This window comes from [Flexibacter] sp. ATCC 35103 (assembly GCF_001975985.1).
Lineage (GTDB): Bacteria > Bacteroidota > Bacteroidia > Flavobacteriales > Flavobacteriaceae > Flavobacterium.
The window spans coordinates 433,819-456,897 of the sequence record NZ_MTQF01000001.1 but is presented as its reverse complement, the minus strand read 5'-3'; the positions used below and the strand labels follow the sequence as shown (position 1 = coordinate 456,897).

Here is a 23,079-nt window from a genome sequence, read left to right as displayed (position 1 = left end):
AACCTTTTTCAGGACAACTCAGGCCAATAATACTAATATATCGTTCTAGATTTTCTTTTTCAATTTGAGCAACAAAGAGTAAAAAGTCTTCTTTGTTATTCTTGGTTTGAGCAGTTTCAAGAGTTTGATAGTATTGGATACGACTATCATAATCTCCTTTTATATTTGCAATGATGTAACCTTTTTGTAATAGAATTAAATTCATGACAAGACGAGAAGTTCGCCCGTTTCCATCAATAAAAGGATGAATTGTGATTAATCTCTCATGCATTTCGGCAGCAAGGATTATTGGATGTAATTTGTTCTTGTTGATTTCGTACCAAATAAAATAATCTTCCATTTCTTTTGCAATCATAAAAGGTTGTGGCGGCATATGTGTACTTCCTTGTATCATAACCTGGACTTTTCTATAACGTCCTGCATCTTCAGGAATTATTCCGCGTAAAATTAAATTGTGAATGGATAAAAGATCACGTTCGTTTAGTGAAACATTTCTTTGCATCAAATCTTTTATAAAACCAATCGCTTCTTGATGATTAATAGCTTCTAAATGTTCGCGCATACTTTTTCCCGAAATAGTCAAACCTTCATTAATGACCATATCTGTTTCGCGAAGTGTCATTGTATTGCCTTCAATACGATTACTTTCAAAAGTGTATTCTAACTCTAATGCCTGAGTGATTCTAAAACTATCATATTTACGATAACTATCTAGTTTTTCTTTTAAAAGATCGATCTCTTTTAAAAGTTTTTCGAAAGTATTGGAAATCTTTAATTTCGAAACTGTTTTATTATATTTTATTTCTTGCTCGGCTAGTATTAAAGCTTTTAAAGCAAATTCATCATCTCCAATTTCATATAGAATTTTTTCTTTAAGCCACGCGATCATTAAAGTTTCATAATCAATTTCTAAAAGCTGAGCAAGTTTAGAAATTTGATCTTTAGTAGGTTTTCTCGTTCCTGATTCAAATTTACTTATCAAAGCCTGATCAATACCAAGTATTTGTGCCACTTCCCGAGTCTTTAATCCTTTTTGTTCTCTCGCGTTTTTAAGAAGTGTTTTCATTTTTTTATGAATTATATTGTCTTGACAAATTTAGTCATTTTTATCTGAATTAAAAAAGCAATAGATAACTATTGCTTTTAGTAATTCTTTTTATTTAGGAGGAAGTGATCCGTCCTTTCTCATTTCTTTTACAACTGTTTGCATAATAGCATCAACAGTTTGGCCTAAATCTGTAACATAATCCGATTTTGTAGTTCCTGTCCAGATTAGTTTGTTTTCTTTTAATGAAAAAACATTTGTTTCTACCATATAAGATGTAGTTTCCTGATAATATCCCGGATCATAAAAGTTAGGAGAATACATGCCGTACCAATTTCCAAAACCATAACCATACATTCCGGTATATAAGCCATCAAATCCACCATAATACATTCCTGTATAACTTCCCGGGACATAATTGGTTTCTTTTTCTGTGCTCACTAAACGCAAGGTAATAACTCCGTCAAAATTCTCATCCTGCAATATTTTTAATTTTTGCTCTTGTGTGAGATTTTTAGTTGTTTCGTTTAGGTATTGGTAAGAAGTTTTGAATATCTCATTACTGGCAGCGATTCTGTTTTCAGTTACTCTTCTGGAAGCTTCGTCTTTTACTAATGCTACTACTAAAACTTTTTTGAAATTTTCCTGAGCGACTGTTATTTTTGGATCTCTCCAACTATTTACAATAGAAGTATTGGTGCCACAACCTGAGAAGATTAAAACAGTTATTAATAAAGTTAAGTATTTTTTCATGTTACAATTTTTAAAATTATTGTAGTAAAAATACGTATAAAAAGTAAGGAAATACTTCAGTTTGCTAAATAACTTTAATTATAAGCTTTTTTTATTCGGTCTAAGTCGCGTTTCGTGTCTTGTTCCTTAAGAGATTCACGTTTGTCGTAATTTTTCTTTCCTTTACAAAGTCCTATTTGCAATTTTGCAAGTCCTTTTTCATTGGTGAATAATTTTAAAGGAACAATAGTAAGTCCTTTTGCCTGAACACTTTTATGAAGGCTTTTTAATTCCTTTTTATTCAGAAGCAATTTTCTTTCGCTTCGTGATTTATGGTTGAACTGGTTTCCAAACGTATATTCTTCGACGTAAGTATTAATTGCGAACAGTTCAAGATTACTGAATTCGCAAAAACTTTCTGTGATATTAGCTTTCCCTAATCGTATCGATTTAATTTCTGTACCGGATAAAACAATTCCGGCAGTATACGTATCGATTATCTCATAATCAAATCGAGCTCTTTTATTAAGTATATTGACTGTTTTTAACATAATGCAAATGTAAACAAAATTGAAAACTTTGGTGCTATCAAAGATAACTAAAGATTTTTTTTAATCTATGATTTTAATCATTTTTGAAGATAAAGCTTACCGGTAAGTTTGTTAAATAATTTAAAAATAAACTTTAATCATGAAAAAAATTTTAACACTTGCCAGTTTTGTATTAATAGGTTTAACAGCAAAAGCACAAGAGACTACTCAGGGTTTAAAGGGAGCCTGGTTTGCAACTTCGCAATTTGGATATCAACAAACTAAAACTGCAGATGTAAAGAATACAAGTTTATCTGTATTGCCAATTGTAGGAACATTTGTAACTCCATCTGTAGCTGTTGGTGCCGGGTTTGGTCTTATAAATATCAAATCTGATTCAAAAGCAGGAACTGCAGCAAAGACAGATTTAATTGTTATTGAGCCTTTAGCAAGAAAATATTGGAATGTTGCTGGTTCGTTATATTTCTTTGGTCAATTAGCTGCGCCAATTATAACAGGAAAAGAAAAAGAAAGTGACTTAAAAGTGAATCAAATTGGCTTATCACTTTCTGGAGGATTTGATTATTTTGTTACAAAGAATTTCTCTGTTGAGTTTTCTTATGATTTAGCGAACTTTACTTCAACAACACTGGATCCTAAAAACGGAGAAAAAACGACAGTTACCAATTTTGGATTGGCACATGTAGCAAATGTTGAATCATTTTATAATGGTGCTTTAGGCGGAAGTAATCCAAATTTAACTTCTCCACTTTCATTTGGATTTAAATTTATATTCTAAAATAGTTGTAGATTGATTTACATTTCAATTTAGTAATTTTGTAAAAAAGAAAAGACCGTACTTTTTCAGGCACGGTCTTTTTAATATTATCTTAAAATCATAAAATGCAAAATCAATCAAAAGATCCCTTACATGGACTTACACTTCAAAAAATAGTAGAAGCACTTGTAAATCATTACGGTTTTGATACTTTGGCAGAATTAATTCCGATAAAGTGTTTTATGTCAAATCCAAGTGTAAAATCAAGCTTAACTTTTCTAAGAAAAACTGATTGGGCGCGTAAAAAAGTAGAGGATTTATATGTAAAATCTTTACCTAAATTCTCTAATTAACTACAATTTATAAGAGATCATAACACCTCCGCGGTATGGAAGCCATTCTCCACTCTTGTTCCAGTTTGGCGCTTTTTCATATCTTCCCGGAGTTCCGTCATTGTAATAACCATGATAAAAACCTTGGTGCCAGCCAGCTCCTGCAAAAAAGTCCAATAAAAATTTATCGTTCAATTTAAGGTTATATCCAACTGTAACTCCCAGACGGTAACCAAAACCATGTTCATATTTATTAGAGTCCCAGTAATTCCATTTTTGTATTTCGTAAATGTCCGGACCAGCATGACCACCTACATAAAATCCGTTAAAATTTTCTTTAAAATGGTAACGCAGTTCAGGAGTCAATGTGTAAAATTTCATTGGGCTATGTCCATTAAAAGATTCCCAAAAAGAAGCCATTACATCAACACTAAAAGTAAAATTTTTGCCAATACTCGTTTCGATACCAACATTAGGTATTGCAAGTAAAGCAGTTGCGGCATTGAACTTAATAAATGTCTGGCTTTGAGATTGAATGGAAAAGAAAACAACAAACAGGATTAAATATTTTTTCATAAAAAAATAGGATTATGTGGTATTAAAATAAGACTCTATTACTTATTTTGCGTGCAAATATAACGCAAACCATTAATTACTATTATCAAAATGCTTTAATTTAACAGGAATGTTTTTTCTAATGATAAGAACGAATTACTTAGGTTCTAATAATGAGTAAATTACCTTATCTAAAAAGCGGCCTTCATAAAAATCAGATTCTTTTAGATGCGCTTCTTTAACGAAACCACATTTTTGCAATACTTTTTCAGAAGCGTAATTCTCTGGGTCAATTACGGCTTCTATCGAATGTAGTTTTAAATCTTCAAAACCATACGTAATTAATCGATTAACAGCTTCGGGAATAATTCCTTTTCCGTGAAATTCCGGCAAAAGCATATAGCCAATTTCGGCACGATAATTTTCAGGTTGCATTCTGTAATATCCAATAATCCCAAGAAGTTTTGGGTTATCCTTTAAAGTTATTCCCCAGTTGATCCCCACATTTGTTACGATTTTATCTTCAATCATAGCAATATGTTCCAATGCATCTTCATTGTTTTTTACTAATGGCCTCGGGATGTATTTCATGGTTTCAGGATTCGACCGCAATTCGAAAACTTCATTTACATCGTCGTTTGTTATTCTTCTTAAAAGCAAACGTTCTGTTTCTATTAGAGGAAATGGAGTAAAATTAAATTCTAGCATTTTCTTAATTATAATATTTTTATACTAAATTTTGAATTAAATGTCTGGTCTGCATCTAAAACTAAAATTCCTTCTTTTTCAAATAAATCTCCTGAATTTTCGGCAGTGTCTGAGTATCCTAACCAAGGCTCAATGCAAACAAATGGCGCTTGTTCTTTTGTCCAGATTCCTAAACTGGGAAAATCTTCAAAATCTACTTTTATATAAGGAGAAGAGTTTTCAAGGATTGTCAATGAATTCGAGTTTAGGGTTTTAAAAATCAAAGCGTCATTTTCGAATAATTTGTAGTTTAAAGGAATAAGATTATTAGTTGTTTCTAAAATTTTAGTTTCGTTAGAAATCAAATCGTTCTCTAAAAGGTAATATTTTAAAGCTTCTTCCTTTTCAAATTCAAAAGAATAACTTTCGAAATTTTCAGGTAAAGCTATTGCCGGATGCGCTCCAATCGAAAATGGCATTTTACTCTCACCATTATTAATTACTTTATATTCGATATCTAATGAAGCATCATTAAGGGTATAAATAAGTTGTAATTCAAATTCAAAAGGATATTTTTTTAAGGTTTCAGCATCAGATTTTAATGAAAAAACAGCTTTGTTTTGAGTTTTGTCGATTAATTGAAATTCCATATCACGAGCAAAACCATGCCTTGGCAATTGATATTCTTTTCCGTTAATGCTATAAGTATTATTTTTTAATGTGCCTACAATTGGAAAAAGGACAGGAGAATGTTTTCCCCAGAAATCCGGATTTCCTTCCCAAATGTATTCTTTGTTTTTATTATCTTTTAAAGAATATAATTCGGCTCCTGAATGTTTTATAGATGCGCTTAATGTTGAATTTGAAATAGTTGTATTCAAAGTATTTTAATATTGAAATGAATGAATCTTAATAGTGATGTAAATATATTTTATAAATTTTATTTTTTTAAGAAAATCCTTTAAATTATTTTTTGGTAAAATTTTGCTAAAATTAAATTTATGATTCCTGTTTTTCCTTTAAATAGCTTTTTTTTTCCTTAATTTGCTACATAAACAGCTAAAAAATATGAAAATACAATCTTCAAGAGCCTTATTAACCCTGGCTTTGTTTGTTGGAGTTTCTTCTGTTTGGGCGCAACAAAAGCCTGCAACAACAGCAGTAAATCCAGTTAATAATTATAGTTATCACGATGCATTTGCACCGCATTTTTACACAAAAAACGGAACATCAACCCGTTCTGCGAGTGGTCAGCCCGGAGTTGAGTACTGGCAAAACAGAGCAGATTATGTGATAACGGCAAAATTAAATGCTGCTACAAACGAGATTATTGGTACAGATGAGATCACTTATACGAATAATAGTCCTGATAAATTAGGTTTTGTATGGTTGAATTTAGATCAGAATTTATTTAAAGAAGATTCACGAGGAAATGCTGTTGTACCTTTAACAGGAAGTCGTAACGGTGCTCAGGGACAGGTTTTTGATGGTGGAAATAAAATCAAATCAGTTAAAGTAATTTCTGTTGGAAAGAAAAAAACCGAAGTTGAGGCAAAATTTGTAATTACAGATACCAGAATGCAGATATTTCTTCCTGAAGAATTAGCATCAAAAGGCGGGGCTGTAAAAATTAAAATCGAATTTTCATTTATTGCTCCTTTTGAAGGATCAGACAGAATGGGAGTTTTAGAAACTAAAAACGGTAAAATTTTCACCATAGCACAATGGTATCCGCGTATGTGTGTTTATGATGATGTAAGAGGCTGGAATACACATCCGTATTTAGGTGCTTCTGAGTTTTATTTAGAATATGGTAATTTTGATGTAAAGCTGACAGTTCCTGCAAATCATTACGTTGTAGGTTCAGGAGAGTTAATAAATGGTGCCGAAGTATTGCCTGCTGAAGTATTTAAGCGTTATAAAGAAGCTGGTCAAAGCGATAAAACAGTAACGATTCGTTCTGCCGAAGAAGTTAATGCAACTGCAAATACAAATGCTGCAGCAGAAAAAACATGGCATTATCAAATAAAAAATGCGCGTGATTTCTCTTGGGCATCATCTGCTGCTTTCGTTTTAGACGGAGCAAAAATCAATTTGCCAAGTGGTAAAAAATCATTGGCTTTATCTGCTTATCCTGTAGAAAGTGCTGGAGAAGCAGCTTATGGACGTTCTACAGAATATGTTAAGGCAGCAATCGAACATTACTCTAAAACATGGTTTGAATATCCTTATCCTGCAGCGACAAATGTAGCAGGAAATGAAGGCGGAATGGAATATCCCGGAATCGTTTTTTGCAGCTGGGATTCAAAAGGACAAGATTTATGGGGAGTTACAGATCATGAATTTGGTCATATCTGGTTCCCTATGATTGTGGGTTCAAACGAAAGATTGTTTGGCTGGATGGATGAAGGTTTTAATACTTTTATTAATTCATTGAGTACTACTGAGTTTAATAAAGGAGAATATGCCGAAGCTCCAACAGATTTACACAAAGCAGCAGAGTCATTTACAAGACCTTCTTTAGAAACTATAATGAGTTCGCCTGATAATATGAAGGAAGCGAATATTGGTATGCTTTGTTACTTTAAGCCAAGTTCTGGTTTGGTAATTTTAAGAGAACAAATATTAGGAAAAGAGCGTTTTGATATTGCTTTCCGTACTTATATCGAACGTTGGGCATACAAACATCCGCAGCCGGATGACTTTTTCAGATCTATGGAAAATGTTGCAGGTGAAGATTTAAGCTGGTTCTGGAGAAGCTGGTATGTAAACAACTGGCGTTTTGATCAGGGGATAAATTCAATTAAATATATAAAAAATGATCCTTCGAAAGGAGTTGCCATTACAGTTGAAAATTTCGATAAAATGCCAATGCCGGTTATTTTAGATGTAAAAACAAAAAGCGGAAAAGTTACAAGAGTTAAATTGCCTGTAGAAATCTGGCAACGCAATACGGTGTGGACTTTCAAACATAATTCTACCGAAGAAATCGAAAGTATAACACTTGATCCGGATCATATTTTTCCAGACAACAATGATGCTAATAACTTGTGGACAGCGGGAAACGGTAACATAGAGAAGGATGTGGTTTTGGATAGCTATTTAGGTGCATATTCAACTTCAAGAGCGCCTCTGAAAATTGATGTAACGGAAAAAAACAGCACTTTAAATGTTGAAATTACAAACTTTCCTAAATTCACTGTAAGTCCTGTTGAAAACGAAAAAGATACTTTTGAATCTAAAACTGCCGGGTTAAAATTTAAGTATAATGAGGCTAAAACCGGTTTTGATATGATTATTTTAGGTAGTGGAGAAACAATTCCGTTTACTAAAAAATAGAAATACAATATTATAAAGTTTTTAAAACCCGATAGTTTTTAGTAACTATCGGGTTTTCTTTTTAGATTTAGAAAATAAACTCAGAACCTTACTATCTTAGTCCCGAAGCTTCGGGATAGAGTCTCGCAAAAATAACATAACATTAAAAAAATGTTAGAATTTTAATTTTTTGTTTTGAAAATAAAAAAATAGTGTACTTTTGCACCAATGAATAAAATAAGTTTACATATAACTTCTTTGTCACGGACAAACTCACCTGCTACTTCTCCCGAAGTACGGATACTATCTCTATAGTATTCACAGAGTTTTTCGCCGCGTATTTATTTATATTCATTTTTCATTTTGAAATCACAAAATTTGTCCATTGGACAAACATATCCTAAAAGTATATATTGTATTTTAAATTTTCTTAATCAAACTTTTGATTTTGAGAATGTTACTTCTATTTTGTCTATTTTTATTGGATTGATTTCTTCTTTTCAAACTAAACAATACGTTTTAATTTTTAACTCTAACTTCAACTATTGAAATGAAAATCTCTATTGTTGTTACTCAGGAAGAACACTTCAAATTCGCACAGGAAATTTGCGATACAATAGAATCATCTGCCTTGTTAAGAGGTACAGGGATTGCTAAAAGAACTCCTGAATACATTCAGAAAAAAATGTCGAATGGTGATGCGATGATTGCTCTGGCAGACGGAAAATTTGCAGGTTTTTGTTATATCGAAAGTTGGCAACACGGAAAATTCGTGGCCCATTCCGGCTTAATTGTACATCCGGATTACAGAAGTTTAGGATTGGCGAAAAAGATCAAGTCAAAAGTGTTTGATTATTCTTTAGAAAGATATCCGGACGCTAAGATATTTGGTATTACAACCGGTTTGGCTGTAATGAAAATCAACTCTGACCTGGGATATAAACCAGTGCCTTTCTCTGAACTTACAACAGATCCAAGTTTTTGGTCAGGATGTAAAACCTGTACCAATTACGAAATTCTAAAAAGCAAAGAAAACAAAATGTGCCTTTGTACCGGAATGTTGTATGATCCTAAAGAAAAGCAAAAAAATCCGCCAAGACATCCTTTTAACGAAGCTGTCTTAAAAAGATTAAAGAAAATAAAACAAGCTTTATTCTTAAATAAAATAATGTCTTTTGGCTTTTTATCTTAAGAATATAAATTAAAAAGAAATCTCAAACTTGCTACATACGAAAGTATTAGCCTAAATTATAAAAAATGAAAAAAGTTGTATTAGCTTATAGTGGAGGATTAGATACCTCGTATTGTTTGAAATATTTAAAAAATGAAAAAGGATACGAAGTTCACACCGTACTTGTAGATACAGGAGGATTTGATGCTGAAGAATTATCAGCAATCGAAAAAAGAGCCTACGAATTAGGAAGCGCACAACACGCCAATCTAACAATCGTTGATAAATATTATGATAAAGCTATAAAATATTTGATTTTTGGAAACGTATTAAAAAACAATACATATCCATTATCAGTAAGTGCAGAACGTGTTTTTCAGGCAATTGAAGCCATTAAATATGCTAAAAAAGTAGGAGCAAGCGCGATCGCACACGGAAGTACAGGTGCAGGAAATGATCAGATTCGTTTCGATTTAATTTTCCAAACCATTGCTCCTGAAATTGAAATTATTACTCCAATTAGAGATTTAAAACTTTCAAGACAAGAAGAAGTAGATTATTTGGCTAAAAACGGAGTTCATTATTCTTGGGAAAAAGCACAATATTCGATCAATAAAGGACTTTGGGGAACAAGTGTTGGAGGAAAAGAAACGTTAACTTCAAGCCAGCCCTTACCAAGTGACGCTTACCCTTCGCAATTGAAAAAAGAAGAAGAAGAAAAAGTAAGATTGCATTTTGAACAAGGAGAATTAGTGGGTTTAAATGGTCAGTTTGACAAACCATCAAACAATATTGTAGCCCTTGAAAAATTGGCAAATGCCTTTGCGATTGGTAGAGATATTCACGTAGGTGATACTATTATTGGTATTAAAGGAAGAGTTGGTTTTGAAGCTGCTGCGCCATTAATCATCATAAAAGCACACCATTTATTAGAGAAACATACTCTTGGTAAATGGCAACAATACTGGAAAGAACAATTAGGAAACTGGTACGGAATGTTATTTCACGAAGGTCAGTTTTTAGATCCGGTAATGAGAAACATCGAAACATTCTTGCAAGACACACAAAAAACAGTAAATGGTGTTGTAACCGTTTCTTTAAAACCATATCATTTTTCGCTTGACGGAATTGAATCAGATAATGATTTAATGAATACAGGATTTGGTCAATACGGAGAAATGAACAATGCATGGACATCAGACGATGCAAAAGGGTTTATTAAGATTTTAGGAAATGCACAAAACATATTTTCATCTGTAAATCATTTAGATCATGATTAATGTCGGAATAATTGGTGGTTCAGGTTACACGGCCGGAGAACTTATCAGAATATTGATGTATCACCCCAATGTAAACATCGATTTTGTTTACAGTACGACAAATGCTGGAAAACCACTTTCTGTGGCGCACCATGATTTGATGGGAGATATTGAAATGAATTTTACTGATGTTGTAAATCCTGACGTAAATGTTGTTTTTTTATGTCTGGGTCACGGTAAATCGATTTCATTTTTACAAGAAAATAAATTCGCTGGTCACACTAAAATCATCGACTTAGGAAATGATTTCAGATTAACGAAAGACGCTAATTTTGACGGAAAAGAATTCGTTTACGGATTGCCTGAATTAAATAAAGCGGCAATTAAAAAAGCAAATTTTATTGCAAATCCAGGTTGTTTTGCTACGGCGATTCAATTGGCTTTGTTGCCATTAGCAAAAAATAATCTTCTTAAAGATGACGTTCATATTAATGCAACAACAGGAAGTACAGGAGCAGGAGTAAGTCTTGCTGAAACTTCGCACTTTAGTTGGAGAAACAATAATATGTCGCATTATAAAGCTTTTGAACACCAACATTTGGGAGAAATCAACCAAAGTGTGAATCAATTGCAAGCAGATTATTCAGATGAGTTAATTTTTGTTCCGAATAGAGGAGATTTTACAAGAGGAATTTTTGCGACATTATACACAACTTCTGAAGAAAGCTTAGAAGATTTAGTAGCAAAATACCAAGATTTCTATAAAAACGAACCTTTTGTAACCGTTACAACGACAAACATCAATATGAAACAAGTCGTTCAAACCAACAAATGTATTATTAGTTTATTGAAAAAAGGAAACCGGATTTTAATCACTTCAATCATTGATAACTTAACCAAAGGTGCTTCAGGACAAGCGATTCAAAACATGAATTTAATGTTCGGATTAGAAGAAACCACAGGTTTACATTTGAAACCAAGCGGATTTTAGAAAAATTTGTTTCAGGTTTGAAGTTTCAAGTTTCACGTTCTGTGCATAACTTGAAACCTGAAATATGAAGCTTAACAATAGTTTCAAGTTTAAAGTTTCACGTTCTCTATATAACTTGAAACATGAAACCTGAAACAAAAAAAACAAAAAGACATGAATTTATTTAACGTATACCCACTTTATGATATAACTCCTGTAAAAGCCCTAGATTGCACAATTACAGACAATAACGGAGTGGAATATTTAGACTTATATAGCGGACATGGTGTAATCTCAATTGGTCATACGCAACCTGATTATGTAGAAAAACTAAAGAATCAATTAGATCATTTAGGATTTTATTCGAATGCGATTCAGAATCCTTTGCAGGTAGAATTGGCGCAGAAATTAGGAAAACTTTCAGGATTAGAAGATTACGAATTGTTTTTATGCAGTTCTGGAGCTGAAGCAAATGAAAATGCTTTAAAATTAGCTTCTTTCCATAACGGAAAATCAAGAGTTGTAGCTTTTGATAATTCTTTCCACGGAAGAACTTCTGCAGCCGTTGCCGTTACAGATAACAAAAAAATTGTAGCGCCAATTAATGCGCAACAAGAAGTTACTTTTTTACCTCTAAATCAAATCGAATTAGTTGAAGCAGAACTTGAAAAAGGAGATGTTACAGCAGTAATTATCGAAGGAATTCAAGGAGTTGGAGGTTTAGACCAAGGAACAACAGAGTTTTTTCAGGCTTTAGAAAAAGCGTGTAAAAAACATGATGTTGTTTTAATTTTAGATGAAGTTCAATCAGGATACGGAAGAAGCGGAAAATTCTTCGCGTTTCAACATCACGGAATCAACGCTGATATTATTTCAGTTGCAAAAGGAATGGGGAACGGATTTCCGGTTGGAGCTATTTTAATCTCTCCAAAATTTGAAGCAAGTTTCGGATTATTAGGAACTACTTTCGGCGGAAGCCATTTATCTTGTGCAGCAGGAATTGCGGTTTTGGATGTAATTGAAAAGCTAGATTTACAGAAAAATGTAAACGAAGTTTACGAATATTTCTTAGAAAAAATCAAAGAAGTTCCGGGAATCAAACAAGTAAAAGGAAAAGGTTTAATGCTTGGAGTAGAATTTGATTTTGATGTAGCAGCTTTAAGAAAAAAACTAATCATCGAAAAACACATTTTTACAGGAAGTGCAAACAACAAAAATCTATTAAGAATTTTGCCACCATTGACAGTGAAAAAAGCTGATATTGATACTTTTATCGTAGCTTTAAAAGAAAGTTTAGAAGAGTTATAATGTAATTTGTTTAATCGTTTAACTGGTTAATCGATTAAACAAATTAATGGTTAAGCAAATTAACGATTAACCAGTTAAACGATTAAACCAACTAACCAATTAAACCAAAAAAATGAATCCATTATCAATTGAAAAACGCAATCTGGTTTTGCGCTCTATGGCAAAGCTAGTTGAGCAGGAGCGGAGTCAGATTATCTTGACTAATCAGGAAGATTTACTCGCTTACGACGGCTCAGATTTAGCAATGGAAGAACGCCTAAAAGTAGATGATAAAAAAGTCGACGAGATGATTTTGTCCTTAAACCAATTAGCTTCTCAGGAAGATCCGGTTGGAGTAGAGCGTTTTCATTTTGTTCATGATAATGGAATAAAAGTCATAAATAAAACAGCCGCTTTTGGTACGATTTTAATCATTTATGAATCTCGCCCAGATGTTACAATCGAAGCAGGAGGAATTGCCTTTAAATCCGGAAATAAGATTTTATTAAAAGGAGGAAAAGAAGCTTTAAAATCAAACCTGAAAATTGTTGATTTATGGCATCAGGCTTTAGAAGAAAATAGAGTTTCGAAAGATTGGGTAGAATATCTCAATTATAATCGTGCAGAAACACAAGCTTTTTTAGAAAAACCAACTCAAAAAGTAGATTTAATAGTTCCGAGAGGAGGAGAAAAATTAATTGAGTTTGTAAAAGCCCACGCCACTTGTCCGGTTATTGTAAGTGGACGCGGAAACAATTTTGTTTACGTTCATGAAAAAGCAGATACAGATTTGGCTTTAAAAATAATTTTGAATGCTAAAACTTCTAAAATCTCGGCTTGTAATGCAGTTGATAAGGTTTTAATAGATTCTAAATTGCCAAATTTTGAAGGTTTTACAGCTATTTTAATCGAGACTTTAAAAGAATCTAATGTTGAAGTAATCGTTGATGAATCTTTAAAAAGCTTTGAAGACACAGAAACACTTCAGAACGAAGATATCTGGTACGAAGAGTTTTTAGATTATAAAATCGTAATCGGTACCATTGATTCTGAAGAAAATGCGATCGAAAAAATAAATAAATATTGTGGCGGACATTCGGCAGTAATTATTACCAGAGACGATAAAGCAGCTCAAGAATTTATGGATGCCGTTGATACAGCCGCAGTTTACCAAAATGCCTCAACCCGTTTCACAGACGGAGGACAATTTGGTTTAGGAGGAGAATTAGCGATAAGCACCGATAAATTGCACCAAAGAGGACCAATTGGTTTGCAACATTTGGTAACAAACAAATGGTACGTTTACGGAGAAGGGCAAATTAGGTAATTGAGATAATTTGTCAATTAGATAATTGCAATTTAATTGTAGACAAAGCTTTGCGTCCCGAGGCTTCGGGATAGCGTTTGTAAGCACAAACAGAATAAAAAACCTTGCGCCCTTTGCGGTAAAAAAAATACAGCATGTCAAAAAAAAGGATTTTATTAAAAATAGGAAGTAATACTTTAACCAAAGAAACCAATCATATTTCGCGGGGAAAGATCGAAGATATAGGTATGCAAATTGCTGCTCTAAACAAAGATTACGAATTTGTAATTGTAAGTTCCGGAGCCATTGCAGCCGCTAAACAATTCGTAAAACTAGAAAGCAAAGGCAAAGAAATTGCATTAAAACAAGCTTTAGCTTCAATTGGTCAGCCACATTTAATGCGTATTTTTCACGAAAATTTCAGTGATTTAGGTTTATTGACATCACAATGTTTATTGTCTTATTCAGATTTTGAAAAAGACCAGTCAAAAGTAAATATTGTCAACACAATAAACGTTTTGGTTGAGAACAATTACATCCCGATTATTAATGAAAATGATACCGTTGCCACAGATGAGATTCGGTTTGGAGATAACGATAAATTAGCAGCTTTAACCGCAGTTCTCTTAAATGTTGATATTCTGATTATTGCCACCAATACGAACGGAATTTATACTAAAGATTCTATTCACGATGTAAATCCTGAAACGATTAAATTAGTAAATGATTTAAAAACATTGGAAAAAGAAATCGGCGAATCAAAATCATCACACGGAACAGGTGGAATGCTGTCTAAAATAGAAGCAGCCGCAATTGCAAAAGCAGCCAACATCGAAACCTGGATCGTCAACGGATTAAATGATAATTTTATTTTAAAGGCTTTAAAAGGCGAAATTCCTTTTACCAAGATTATTTAATAGTTTATATAGCCACGAATTCACGAATTAATATTCAAAGATTATCAAAACTAATTCGTGAATTCGTGGCGAAAAAAAACAAACTCAAAAAAAAAGGCATGAATTATATTTCAATAAAAGACATCGACTCATTATCAAAATGGGTAAAAAGTGCATTAAAAATCAAAAAGAATCCACTTAAAAATCAAAAATTAGGTAAAAATAAAACCTTAGGAATGTTATTCTTCAACCCAAGTTTAAGAACGCGTTTGAGTACTCAAAAAGCCGCGATAAACTTAGGAATGAACGTTATGGTAATGAATTTTACCAACGAAGGCTGGACATTAGAATTCGAAGACGGAGCAATAATGAATTCTGGCGCTTCAGAACACATCAAAGAAGCTGCAGAAGTAGTTTCTCAGTATTGCGATATTATCGCTATCCGTGCTTTTGCAGGTTTAGTAGACAAAGAAAAAGATTATCAAGAAACCGTTATTTCAGGATTTTTGAAATATGCAACCGTGCCAATCGTAAATATGGAAAGCGCTGTTCGTCATCCAATGCAATCTTTGGCAGACGCCATTACAATGGAAGAATACAAAACAAAACACAAACCAAAAGTAGTTTTGTCGTGGGCGCCGCATCCAAAAGCTTTACCGCAAGCCGTTGCCAATTCATTCGTAGAAATGATGCAAATGCAAAAAGACATGGATTTTGTAATCACACATCCTGAAGGTTACGAATTAAGCCCTGAAATCACAAAAGATTGTAAAATCGAATACGATCAGGATAAAGCTTTCGAGAACGCCGATTTTGTTTACGTAAAAAACTGGAGTAACTTCAATGATTACGGAAAAGTAACCAACACAGATCCAAATTGGACCGTTACAGCCGAAAAAATGGCATTAACCAACAACGGAAAATTTATGCACTGTCTTCCGGTTCGTCGTAACGTAATTGTAAGCGACGAAGTTTTAGACGGAGAAAATTCAATTGTAATCGAGCAGGCGAATAACAGAACGTATTCGGCACAATTAGTTTTACAAAAGATTCTTAAAAAAATGTAAATGAAGGTGCAAAGGCGCAAAGCTGCAAAGGTTCAGAGGTTTTTACGTACTGAATCTAAACTTTGTCCCTTTGTCTCTCTGAACCTTTGAACCTCATGAAAAAAGTTACTTTAATAAAAATTGGCGGAAACATCATCGATAATCCAACCGAGTTAGAACAATTCTTAACCGATTTTTCTAAAATCGAAGGACATAAAGTTTTAGTTCACGGTGGAGGAAAATCGGCTACGAAAATGGCTCAAAGTATTGGCTTGGTTCCGCAGATGATCGACGGACGCCGAATCACCGATGCGCCAATGTTGGATGTTGTCGTGATGATTTACGCAGGACAAATCAACAAACATATTGTAACGCAATTGCAAGCCAAAGACAATAACGCAATTGGTTTTTCTGGAGCTGACGGAAATTTAATTCAATCTACAAAACGAAATCACCCAACAATCGATTACGGATTTGTAGGCGATGTAAAACAGGTTAATACCAAATTATTAGCCACTTTATTAGAAACAGGAATCGTTCCCGTTTTCTGCGCCATCACTCACGATAAAAGCGGACAATTACTAAACACAAATGCCGATACTATTGCGAGCGAACTATCAATCGCATTGTCTGAAGTTTTTGATGTTACACTAACTTATTGTTTCGAAAAACAAGGCGTTTTGCAAGATTCAAAAGACGATTCATCTGTAATAACCCAAATCAATGAAGAACTTTATAATAAACTAAAAGAAGAAAAAGTTATCCATTCCGGAATGATTCCAAAACTGGACAATTGCTTCAATAGTTTGTCAAGAGGCGTTCAGAAAATCAAAATTGGGCATCATAAAATGCTTCAAAACCCTGACGTTCTGCATACAACGATTACTTTATAGAGAGATTGCTACGAATTACATAAATTGACACTAATTTTTTCTGTTTAAAGACAAAATAATTTTAGACGTACATAAAAAAGTTATTTTGATTTTAAATCTGTGACAAAAAGATAATTTGTGAAAATCAGTGCAATTAGTGGCAAAAAAACAGAGCTTCGCAGTACTTTTAAATTTTAATTTAAGAAATTTGCGCAAATTAAAAATGTCACAGATTTAATTAAAACTTCGTGACTTTGTCCCGATAGCTATCGGGATAACGGCAAAGAAACCATAACTATGAAAAATATTGCAACGCTTACCCAGGAAGCAATTAATTTATTAAAAAGCCTTATCGAAACCCCTTCTTTTTCAAGCGAAGAAGATCAAACGGCACTTTTAATAGAAAATTGGTTCAATCAAAACGAAATTCCTTTTAAAAGAGAAAATAATAATGTTTGGGCTTTCAATAAATATTTCGACGAAAATAAACCAACACTTTTACTAAATTCACACCACGATACTGTAAAACCAAATCAAGCCTACACAAACGATCCGTTTAAAGCCATCGAAAAAGACGGTAAATTATTCGGATTAGGAAGCAACGATGCAGGAGGATGTCTGGTTTCATTATTAGCCACTTTTGTTTATTTTTATGAGAATCAAAATCTGTCTCATAACCTTGTAATCGTAGCTTCGGCCGAAGAAGAAAGCAGCGGAAAAAACGGTTTAAACAGCGTTTTAAAACATTTGCCAGAATTAGATTGCGCCATTGTAGGCGAACCAACATTAATGCAACTTGCTGTTGCTGAGAAAGGTTTGTTAGTTCTGGATGTAAAAGTAAAAGGAACCGCAAGCCACGCCGCACATCAAAACGATGATAATTCATTATACAAATCAATTCCTGTAATGGAATGGTTTAAAAACTATAAATTCGACAAAATTTCAGACGTTTTAGGTCCCGTAAAAATGACCGTAACGCAAATTAGTGCCGGAAAACAACATAATGTAGTGCCTTCAGAATGTGATTTGGTGATAGATATTCGGGTAACAGATCGTTATACAAATGCAGAGATTCTCGAAGTAGTAAAAGCAAATGTAAATGCCGAAGTAACACCAAGATCAATGCATTTAAACGCATCGTCTATTCCGGTTGAGCATGGTTTAGTACAAGCCGGAATTGCTTTAGGAAGAACAACTTATGGCTCGCCAACACTTTCAGATCAATCCGTTTTAAGCTGTCAGTCTTTAAAATTAGGGCCAGGAGAAACTTTACGTTCGCATTCAGCAGACGAATTTATTTTTTTAAATGAAATAGAAGAAGGAGTCGACCTGTATATCAAAATACTAACTGATTTCTTTAAATTATAAGAAAAGAAAAACCGCCACGAATTCACGAATTTTAAATTCAAAGATTTTCAAAAAATAATTCGTGAATTCGTGGCGAAAAAAAAATAGAACCTATGAAACTTTGGGAAAAAGGAATACCAACAGATAAACAAATCGAACATTTCACCGTTGGTAACGATCGTGAACTAGATTTAGTTTTGGCAAAATACGATGCTTTAGGTTCTATTGCACACGCTAAAATGTTGGGCCAAATTGGTTTATTAACTCAGGAAGAAACCACTTCTTTGGTTGATGCCTTAAACGAAATCATTGCTGACGTTGCAAAAGGAAACTTCGTAATCGAAGACAGTTTCGAAGACGTACATTCTAAAATCGAATATCTTCTAACCGTAAAACTTGGCGATGCCGGTAAGAAAATCCACACTGCGCGTTCTCGTAACGATCAGGTTTTAGTAGACGTTCATTTGTACTTGAAAGACGAATTAAAAGCCTTAAAAGAACAAGTAAAAACATTATTCGACTTGTTGATGGAATCGGCAGAAAAACACCAAAACGTTTTATTGCCAGGATATACGCATTTACAAATCGCCATGCCATCCTCATTCGGAATGTGGTTTTCTGCCTACGCCGAAAGTTTTATTGATGATGTTACGATGTTAAATGCAGCTTCAAAAATCGTTGATCAAAACCCGTTAGGATCTGCTGCAGGTTATGGAAGTTCATTCCCAATCAACAGAACATTTACAACGCAAGAATTAGGATTTGAAACCTTAAAATTCAACGCCGTTGCAGCACAAATGAGCCGCGGAAAAGCAGAAAAAACTGTTGCATTTGCAATGGCAAGTGTTGCCGGAACTTTATCAAAATTCGCCATGGATGTTTGTTTGTACATGAGTCAAAACTTTGATTTTATTGGTCTTCCAGCACATCTTACAACAGGATCAAGCATTATGCCTCACAAGAAAAATCCTGATGTATTCGAATTAATCAGAGGAAAATGCAACAAGATTCAGGCACTTCCTTACGAAATAACTTTAATTACGAATAATCTACCAAGTGGTTATCACAGGGATTTACAACTTTTGAAAGAAGGATTATTTCCGGCACTTCAAAACCTAAAAGCATGTTTAGATATTGCGATTTTCTCTGTAAAAGACATTACCGTAAAAGACAATATCTTAAAAGATAAAAAATACGATTACCTATTTACAGTAGATACTTTAAACGAAATGGTAGTTGCAGGAATGCCTTTTAGAGATGCATACAAAGCTGTTGCAGAACAATTAGAAGCAGGAACCTATCAATCTCCTAAAGAAACAAAACACACGCACGAAGGCAGTATCAATAATTTATGCTTAGAAGCGATTAAAGATAAAATGAAAGCCGCTTTTTAAAGCTTTCTCACAATAAAAAAAGCCGATTTGTATTCAATGCAAATCGGCTTTTTTATGTAATAGTATTATGATTAGCTTTTAGTAGTGCAAGTTCTAGAGATTACTCCATTTGAAGTTACCTGAAGTGTTGCTCCGGCACCACACGATGAATTAGCTACATATTCTTCAACTTTTCCTAACGGAATTGTCGTGTAGCTGTAAGAAGGTTTTTTTACCGGTGTACCAAAATCCATTGGACCTTTGCGACAATTATCAAAAGCAATTCCAACAGTTCCCCCATCTGTGCTAATGTATTCTTTAAAAACTTTTTCGACTTTGGCAAAATCAGTACCTTCAACATAACACGTAGAGTTTTTAATTCCTCCGCCCAAACCAATGGCCAAAGAACCGGATTCTGATGTGTTGTAATAACAATTCAGAATATGAATTTCGGCATTTCTGGCTCGGGGCATTCTTTGTTTACATCCTTTTGCCCAATAACAATTTTTAAAAGTTATGCTATAATGTCCATCAGCAGGAAAATCATTCTTACCGGAACCAATTAAATTGCTAAAACTATGATCATCAGCTCCGCCGGAACCTCCTGATTTTGGTTCTTTTAAGTAGGTAAATTTGCACCATGAAATAGTGACGTTATCTGTTTTGCCTTTATTGTCAAAATTGCCATCCTGACCGTCCTGAAACTCGCAGTGATCTACCCAAAGATTGGTGCAATCTGCTGTTAAATTATCCTGACCGTCGATATCATAAGATCCCGGACCAACAAAAATTAAATTTCTTATAATCACATTATCAGATCCTGATTTTAAATATAAAATACCGGCTCCTGGATTTGATTGGTTTTCATTAACAAGTTTGGCACCCGGCAATCCTATTATAGATTTATTAGAAACGATTTGCTGTATGGGCTTTCCATTAGGAATTGTAATGGTTCCGGATATTAAAATTACTTCGGGAGAATTTGATTTAATTTTTGCCAGTAAATCTTCGTAAGTTTTTACTATAACAGGAGTAGCATTTTTACCTCCGGTAGCTGTAGCACCAAATCCTTCTGGAGATTCCATATAATAATTTTGTGCAAAAACATTCGATATGCTCCATAAGAGAAAGAGCACTATAAGATTTTTTTTCATTTTTAGAGTAAGTTTTTTTTTGTGGTTTTTGTTTAGATAGTTCAATGTAATCGATTACACGAATTTAGTTTAATAAAATTTATAAACTAATATTTTGTCAAAATATTATAATTAATGGTAGATAAAACACAGGTTTAGTAGGTTTATTTTTACTGTCAAAGATTTATTCAAACAAAAAAGACTATTTTTGATTTGTATGTTTATAAAATTAAAATATGAATAAGTTTGATGACCAAGCAACTAAAGCACTGTTGGAGAAAAATCTAATAACTGAAAATCAATACCAGGAAATTAGTTCATATCGCAGTTTAAATATTTTTTCGTTAAATGCAGAGCTTAAATTATTTCTCTATCTATCTGTGTTATTATTTACATCCGGAATTGGTATTTTGATTTATAACAATATTGATACTATTGGGCATATTGCAATTCTTTCGCTCTTGTTAATCGTTATTGGAGTTTGCTTTTATTACTGTTTTAAAAATTCAAGTGGATTTCAAAAACACGAAACTAAATTTGAACATCCTGTTTTAGAATATCTGGTTTTAGCCGCCAGTATTTTGACGTGTATTTTTATAGGATATTTGCAATTTCAATATCAACCATTTGGCACAAATTATAGGTTTGCAACTTTAATTCCAACCTTGGTTAGTTTCTTTTGCGCATACTATTTTGATAATAAAAGTGTTCTTACGATTGCTATTACAGGATTGGCGGCCTATATTGGACTTTCTGTAACACCTCAGGATTTGCTAAATAACAGTAATTTTTATGGAGATCAGAGTTTAAGTTATTCAGCCATAATTTTAGGAATACTACTTGTTTTATGGACAATTTACAGCTCAAGAATTCAATTAAAAACTCATTTTAATATTATCTATCTCACTTTTGCGTTGCATATCATCAGCATTGCATCAATAAGCAGTTTGCTTGAGTATTTTGAGGACGGAATATGGTTTTTGTTTCTAATTGTCTTAGCAGCTTCTTCTTTTTATTTTTACAGAATCAGCCATGAACTTAAGGCAATTTCATTATATGTTTTTATGATTATATACGCCTATATTGGAATTAATATATTTTTTGTCAGGATTATGGAGAACATTAATTTTTCTGATGTATGGGTTTTATTTATTATGATCCTTCCAATATATTTTATTGGCTCTATAATAATGTTTATAAAATTGATTAAAACCTTCAATAAAGAAATTGCAGCATGATAATATACGATAAAAATTTATTAAACAATTTGGCTTTAGTTGAAGAAGCTAATTCTTTAGAATCTGCTGGATTTATTAGTAAGGAGCAAAAAAATATAATTAAAAAAGAATTACCGGCTTTTAAGAGACAAAGTAACATTTTGGTACGATTGGGATTCTTTTTATTGGGAGCATTTTTATATTTGTCGCTCTGTGGTGTAATCGCATTATTAGGATTGACAGGCTCTAATTCTGAACGTACATTTTTTAATATTTGCTGTTATATTTTTGCAGCAATTGGTTTTGCCGGAGCTGAGTTTTTCGCTAGTCAAAAGTATTATGGACACGGTTTAGACGATGCTTTTATTTTAGGGGCACTTTTAAATGTAGGATTTGCGATTGCCATAACGTCGGAAGGTTATGAGATACAAATAGCACTTTTTGTAGCAGTAGCTTCTTTTTTTATGTACAGAAGATATTTACATTTACTTTCTTTATTGGTTTTTTGTTTGGCAGCAGCGGCAGTTTTATTTTTTGCAATGTTTGAGTTTGGAGATGTCGGAAAAACGATTTTACCATTTGCAGCCATGCTGGTTTCAGCCGCATTTTACTTTTTTACAAAAAGATTAATTAAGAATCTAAAAGTAAGTTATTACTATAATGGTTTATTATTAGCCAATAGTTTTTGTTTGGTATTGTTTTACCTTTCTTGCAATTATTTGGTTGTTAGAGAGCTTTCGGCTGAACTTTTGGGTAATGAAGTACTTCCGGGACAAGATATTCCGTTTGCAATTTTCTTTTATGCTTTCACTTTTATCGTTCCTGTTCTTTATTTGGTTCAGGCCTTAAAAACAAAAGACAGAATTATGCTTTGGATTAGTTTTTTGGCCATCGCATTTTCTATCTATACCATTCGATTTTATTACTCGGTTTTACCAATAGAAGTAGCGCTAACTCTTGGCGGACTCGTGTTGTTTACTATAGCTTATTTTTCGATTAGAAAACTAAAAGATAACGAAACAGGTTTAACTTTCAAGCCGGATAGAATCAATAACTCAAATGCAATTTTAAATGCGGAAGCTTTAATAGTTGCTTCAACTTTTGGAATAAAACCAGAAATAAAAGCTCCGGATTCTCCAATGGATTTTGGAGGAGGAGGATTTAGTGGCGGAGGTTCAAAAGGAAGCTTTTAGCTATTTGTCAATGTCATTGATTAATTGTAAAT

The 23,079-nt window shown here is 33.1% G+C and carries 22 protein-coding genes; 15 read left to right on the top strand and 7 right to left on the bottom strand.

Translation table 11 applies throughout. The features are described from left to right. The 3 genes from BXU01_RS01890 to smpB all read right to left on the bottom strand — a co-directional run. On the bottom strand, positions 1-1,066 hold a 1,066-nt coding region (locus tag BXU01_RS01890; RefSeq protein ID WP_083691449.1), incomplete at its 3' end, for a Fic family protein. Positions 1,067-1,156: 90 nt separating this feature from the next. Next, on the bottom strand, positions 1,157-1,798 hold the full coding sequence (locus tag BXU01_RS01885) for a hypothetical protein (RefSeq protein WP_083691448.1): 642 nt from the start codon (positions 1,796-1,798) through the stop codon (positions 1,157-1,159). A gap of 74 nt (positions 1,799-1,872) precedes the next feature. Further along, positions 1,873-2,328, bottom strand: coding sequence for an SsrA-binding protein SmpB (gene smpB, locus BXU01_RS01880; RefSeq protein ID WP_055097923.1), 456 nt, complete (start codon positions 2,326-2,328; stop codon positions 1,873-1,875). A 139-nt stretch (positions 2,329-2,467) separates the two neighbouring features. Here smpB and BXU01_RS01875 point away from each other — a divergent pair, with 139 nt between their 5' ends. Both BXU01_RS01875 and BXU01_RS01870 read left to right on the top strand, forming a co-directional pair. Next, complete coding sequence (locus BXU01_RS01875) at positions 2,468-3,106, top strand: outer membrane beta-barrel protein (protein WP_083691447.1); 639 nt, start codon at positions 2,468-2,470, stop codon at positions 3,104-3,106. A 104-nt stretch (positions 3,107-3,210) separates the two neighbouring features. Beyond that, the gene (locus BXU01_RS01870) at positions 3,211-3,438 is read left to right on the top strand and encodes a VF530 family DNA-binding protein (RefSeq protein WP_083691446.1); all 228 of its coding nucleotides are present in this window, start codon (positions 3,211-3,213) and stop codon (positions 3,436-3,438) included. Here the strand turns inward: BXU01_RS01870 and BXU01_RS01865 are convergent, their stop codons facing one another. The 3 genes from BXU01_RS01865 to BXU01_RS01855 all read right to left on the bottom strand — a co-directional run bounded on the left by BXU01_RS01865 (position 3,439) and on the right by BXU01_RS01855 (position 5,540). Further along, on the bottom strand, positions 3,439-3,993 hold the full coding sequence (locus BXU01_RS01865; protein ID WP_083691445.1) for a DUF3575 domain-containing protein: 555 nt from the start codon (positions 3,991-3,993) through the stop codon (positions 3,439-3,441). 135 nt (positions 3,994-4,128) lie between these two features. Beyond that, positions 4,129-4,680, bottom strand: coding sequence for a GNAT family N-acetyltransferase (locus BXU01_RS01860; protein ID WP_083691444.1), 552 nt, complete (start codon positions 4,678-4,680; stop codon positions 4,129-4,131). 8 nt (positions 4,681-4,688) lie between these two features. After that, positions 4,689-5,540: an aldose 1-epimerase family protein gene (locus BXU01_RS01855; protein ID WP_083691443.1), complete on the bottom strand. Its 852-nt coding sequence runs from the start codon at positions 5,538-5,540 to the stop codon at positions 4,689-4,691. Between the two features lie 187 nt (positions 5,541-5,727). On the opposite strand from BXU01_RS01855, the gene BXU01_RS01850 reads away from it, so the two are divergent. The 11 genes from BXU01_RS01850 to argH all read left to right on the top strand — a co-directional run bounded on the left by BXU01_RS01850 (position 5,728) and on the right by argH (position 19,525). After that, positions 5,728-7,998: a M1 family metallopeptidase gene (locus tag BXU01_RS01850; protein ID WP_083691442.1), complete on the top strand. Its 2,271-nt coding sequence runs from the start codon at positions 5,728-5,730 to the stop codon at positions 7,996-7,998. A gap of 529 nt (positions 7,999-8,527) precedes the next feature. Next, the gene (locus BXU01_RS01845; protein WP_055097918.1) at positions 8,528-9,169 is read left to right on the top strand and encodes a GNAT family N-acetyltransferase; all 642 of its coding nucleotides are present in this window, start codon (positions 8,528-8,530) and stop codon (positions 9,167-9,169) included. Positions 9,170-9,234: 65 nt separating this feature from the next. Continuing rightward, entirely contained in the window at positions 9,235-10,428 is a 1,194-nt protein-coding gene (locus tag BXU01_RS01840; RefSeq protein ID WP_083691441.1) for an argininosuccinate synthase, read from the top strand. After that, the gene (gene argC, locus BXU01_RS01835) at positions 10,421-11,398 is read left to right on the top strand and encodes an N-acetyl-gamma-glutamyl-phosphate reductase (protein WP_083691440.1); all 978 of its coding nucleotides are present in this window, start codon (positions 10,421-10,423) and stop codon (positions 11,396-11,398) included. The genes BXU01_RS01840 and argC overlap by 8 nt, the downstream gene beginning before the upstream one ends. A gap of 153 nt (positions 11,399-11,551) precedes the next feature. Continuing rightward, positions 11,552-12,685, top strand: a complete 1,134-nt coding sequence (locus BXU01_RS01830; RefSeq protein ID WP_083691439.1) for an aspartate aminotransferase family protein — start codon at positions 11,552-11,554, stop codon at positions 12,683-12,685. A gap of 112 nt (positions 12,686-12,797) precedes the next feature. Further along, a complete protein-coding gene (locus BXU01_RS01825) occupies positions 12,798-13,991 on the top strand; it encodes a glutamate-5-semialdehyde dehydrogenase (protein WP_083691438.1) in 1,194 nt (397 codons plus the stop codon). Between the two features lie 134 nt (positions 13,992-14,125). Continuing rightward, positions 14,126-14,887 carry a glutamate 5-kinase gene (gene proB, locus BXU01_RS01820; protein WP_083691437.1) on the top strand — a complete coding sequence of 254 codons (762 nt, stop codon included), beginning with the start codon at positions 14,126-14,128 and terminating at the stop codon, positions 14,885-14,887. A 98-nt stretch (positions 14,888-14,985) separates the two neighbouring features. Then, positions 14,986-15,933, top strand: coding sequence for an N-acetylornithine carbamoyltransferase (locus BXU01_RS01815; RefSeq protein ID WP_083691862.1), 948 nt, complete (start codon positions 14,986-14,988; stop codon positions 15,931-15,933). A gap of 95 nt (positions 15,934-16,028) precedes the next feature. Beyond that, positions 16,029-16,805 (top strand): acetylglutamate kinase, encoded by a 777-nt coding sequence (gene argB, locus BXU01_RS01810; RefSeq protein WP_083691436.1) that lies wholly within the window; start codon positions 16,029-16,031, stop codon positions 16,803-16,805. A gap of 276 nt (positions 16,806-17,081) precedes the next feature. Beyond that, positions 17,082-18,152, top strand: a complete 1,071-nt coding sequence (locus BXU01_RS01805) for a M20 family metallo-hydrolase (protein WP_083691435.1) — start codon at positions 17,082-17,084, stop codon at positions 18,150-18,152. Positions 18,153-18,244: 92 nt separating this feature from the next. Next, positions 18,245-19,525, top strand: coding sequence for an argininosuccinate lyase (gene argH / locus BXU01_RS01800; protein ID WP_083691434.1), 1,281 nt, complete (start codon positions 18,245-18,247; stop codon positions 19,523-19,525). Between the two features lie 71 nt (positions 19,526-19,596). On the opposite strand, the gene BXU01_RS01795 is transcribed toward argH, so the two are convergent. Further along, positions 19,597-20,658, bottom strand: a complete 1,062-nt coding sequence (locus BXU01_RS01795) for a polysaccharide lyase family 1 protein (RefSeq protein ID WP_083691433.1) — start codon at positions 20,656-20,658, stop codon at positions 19,597-19,599. Positions 20,659-20,873: 215 nt separating this feature from the next. Here BXU01_RS01795 and BXU01_RS01790 point away from each other — a divergent pair, with 215 nt between their 5' ends. Together BXU01_RS01790 and BXU01_RS01785 are read left to right on the top strand one after the other, a co-directional pair. Continuing rightward, the gene (locus BXU01_RS01790; protein WP_083691432.1) at positions 20,874-21,875 is read left to right on the top strand and encodes a DUF2157 domain-containing protein; all 1,002 of its coding nucleotides are present in this window, start codon (positions 20,874-20,876) and stop codon (positions 21,873-21,875) included. Then, entirely contained in the window at positions 21,872-23,047 is a 1,176-nt protein-coding gene (locus tag BXU01_RS01785; protein WP_083691431.1) for a hypothetical protein, read from the top strand. The genes BXU01_RS01790 and BXU01_RS01785 overlap by 4 nt, the downstream gene beginning before the upstream one ends. The last annotated feature ends 32 nt before the right edge of the window (positions 23,048-23,079 follow it).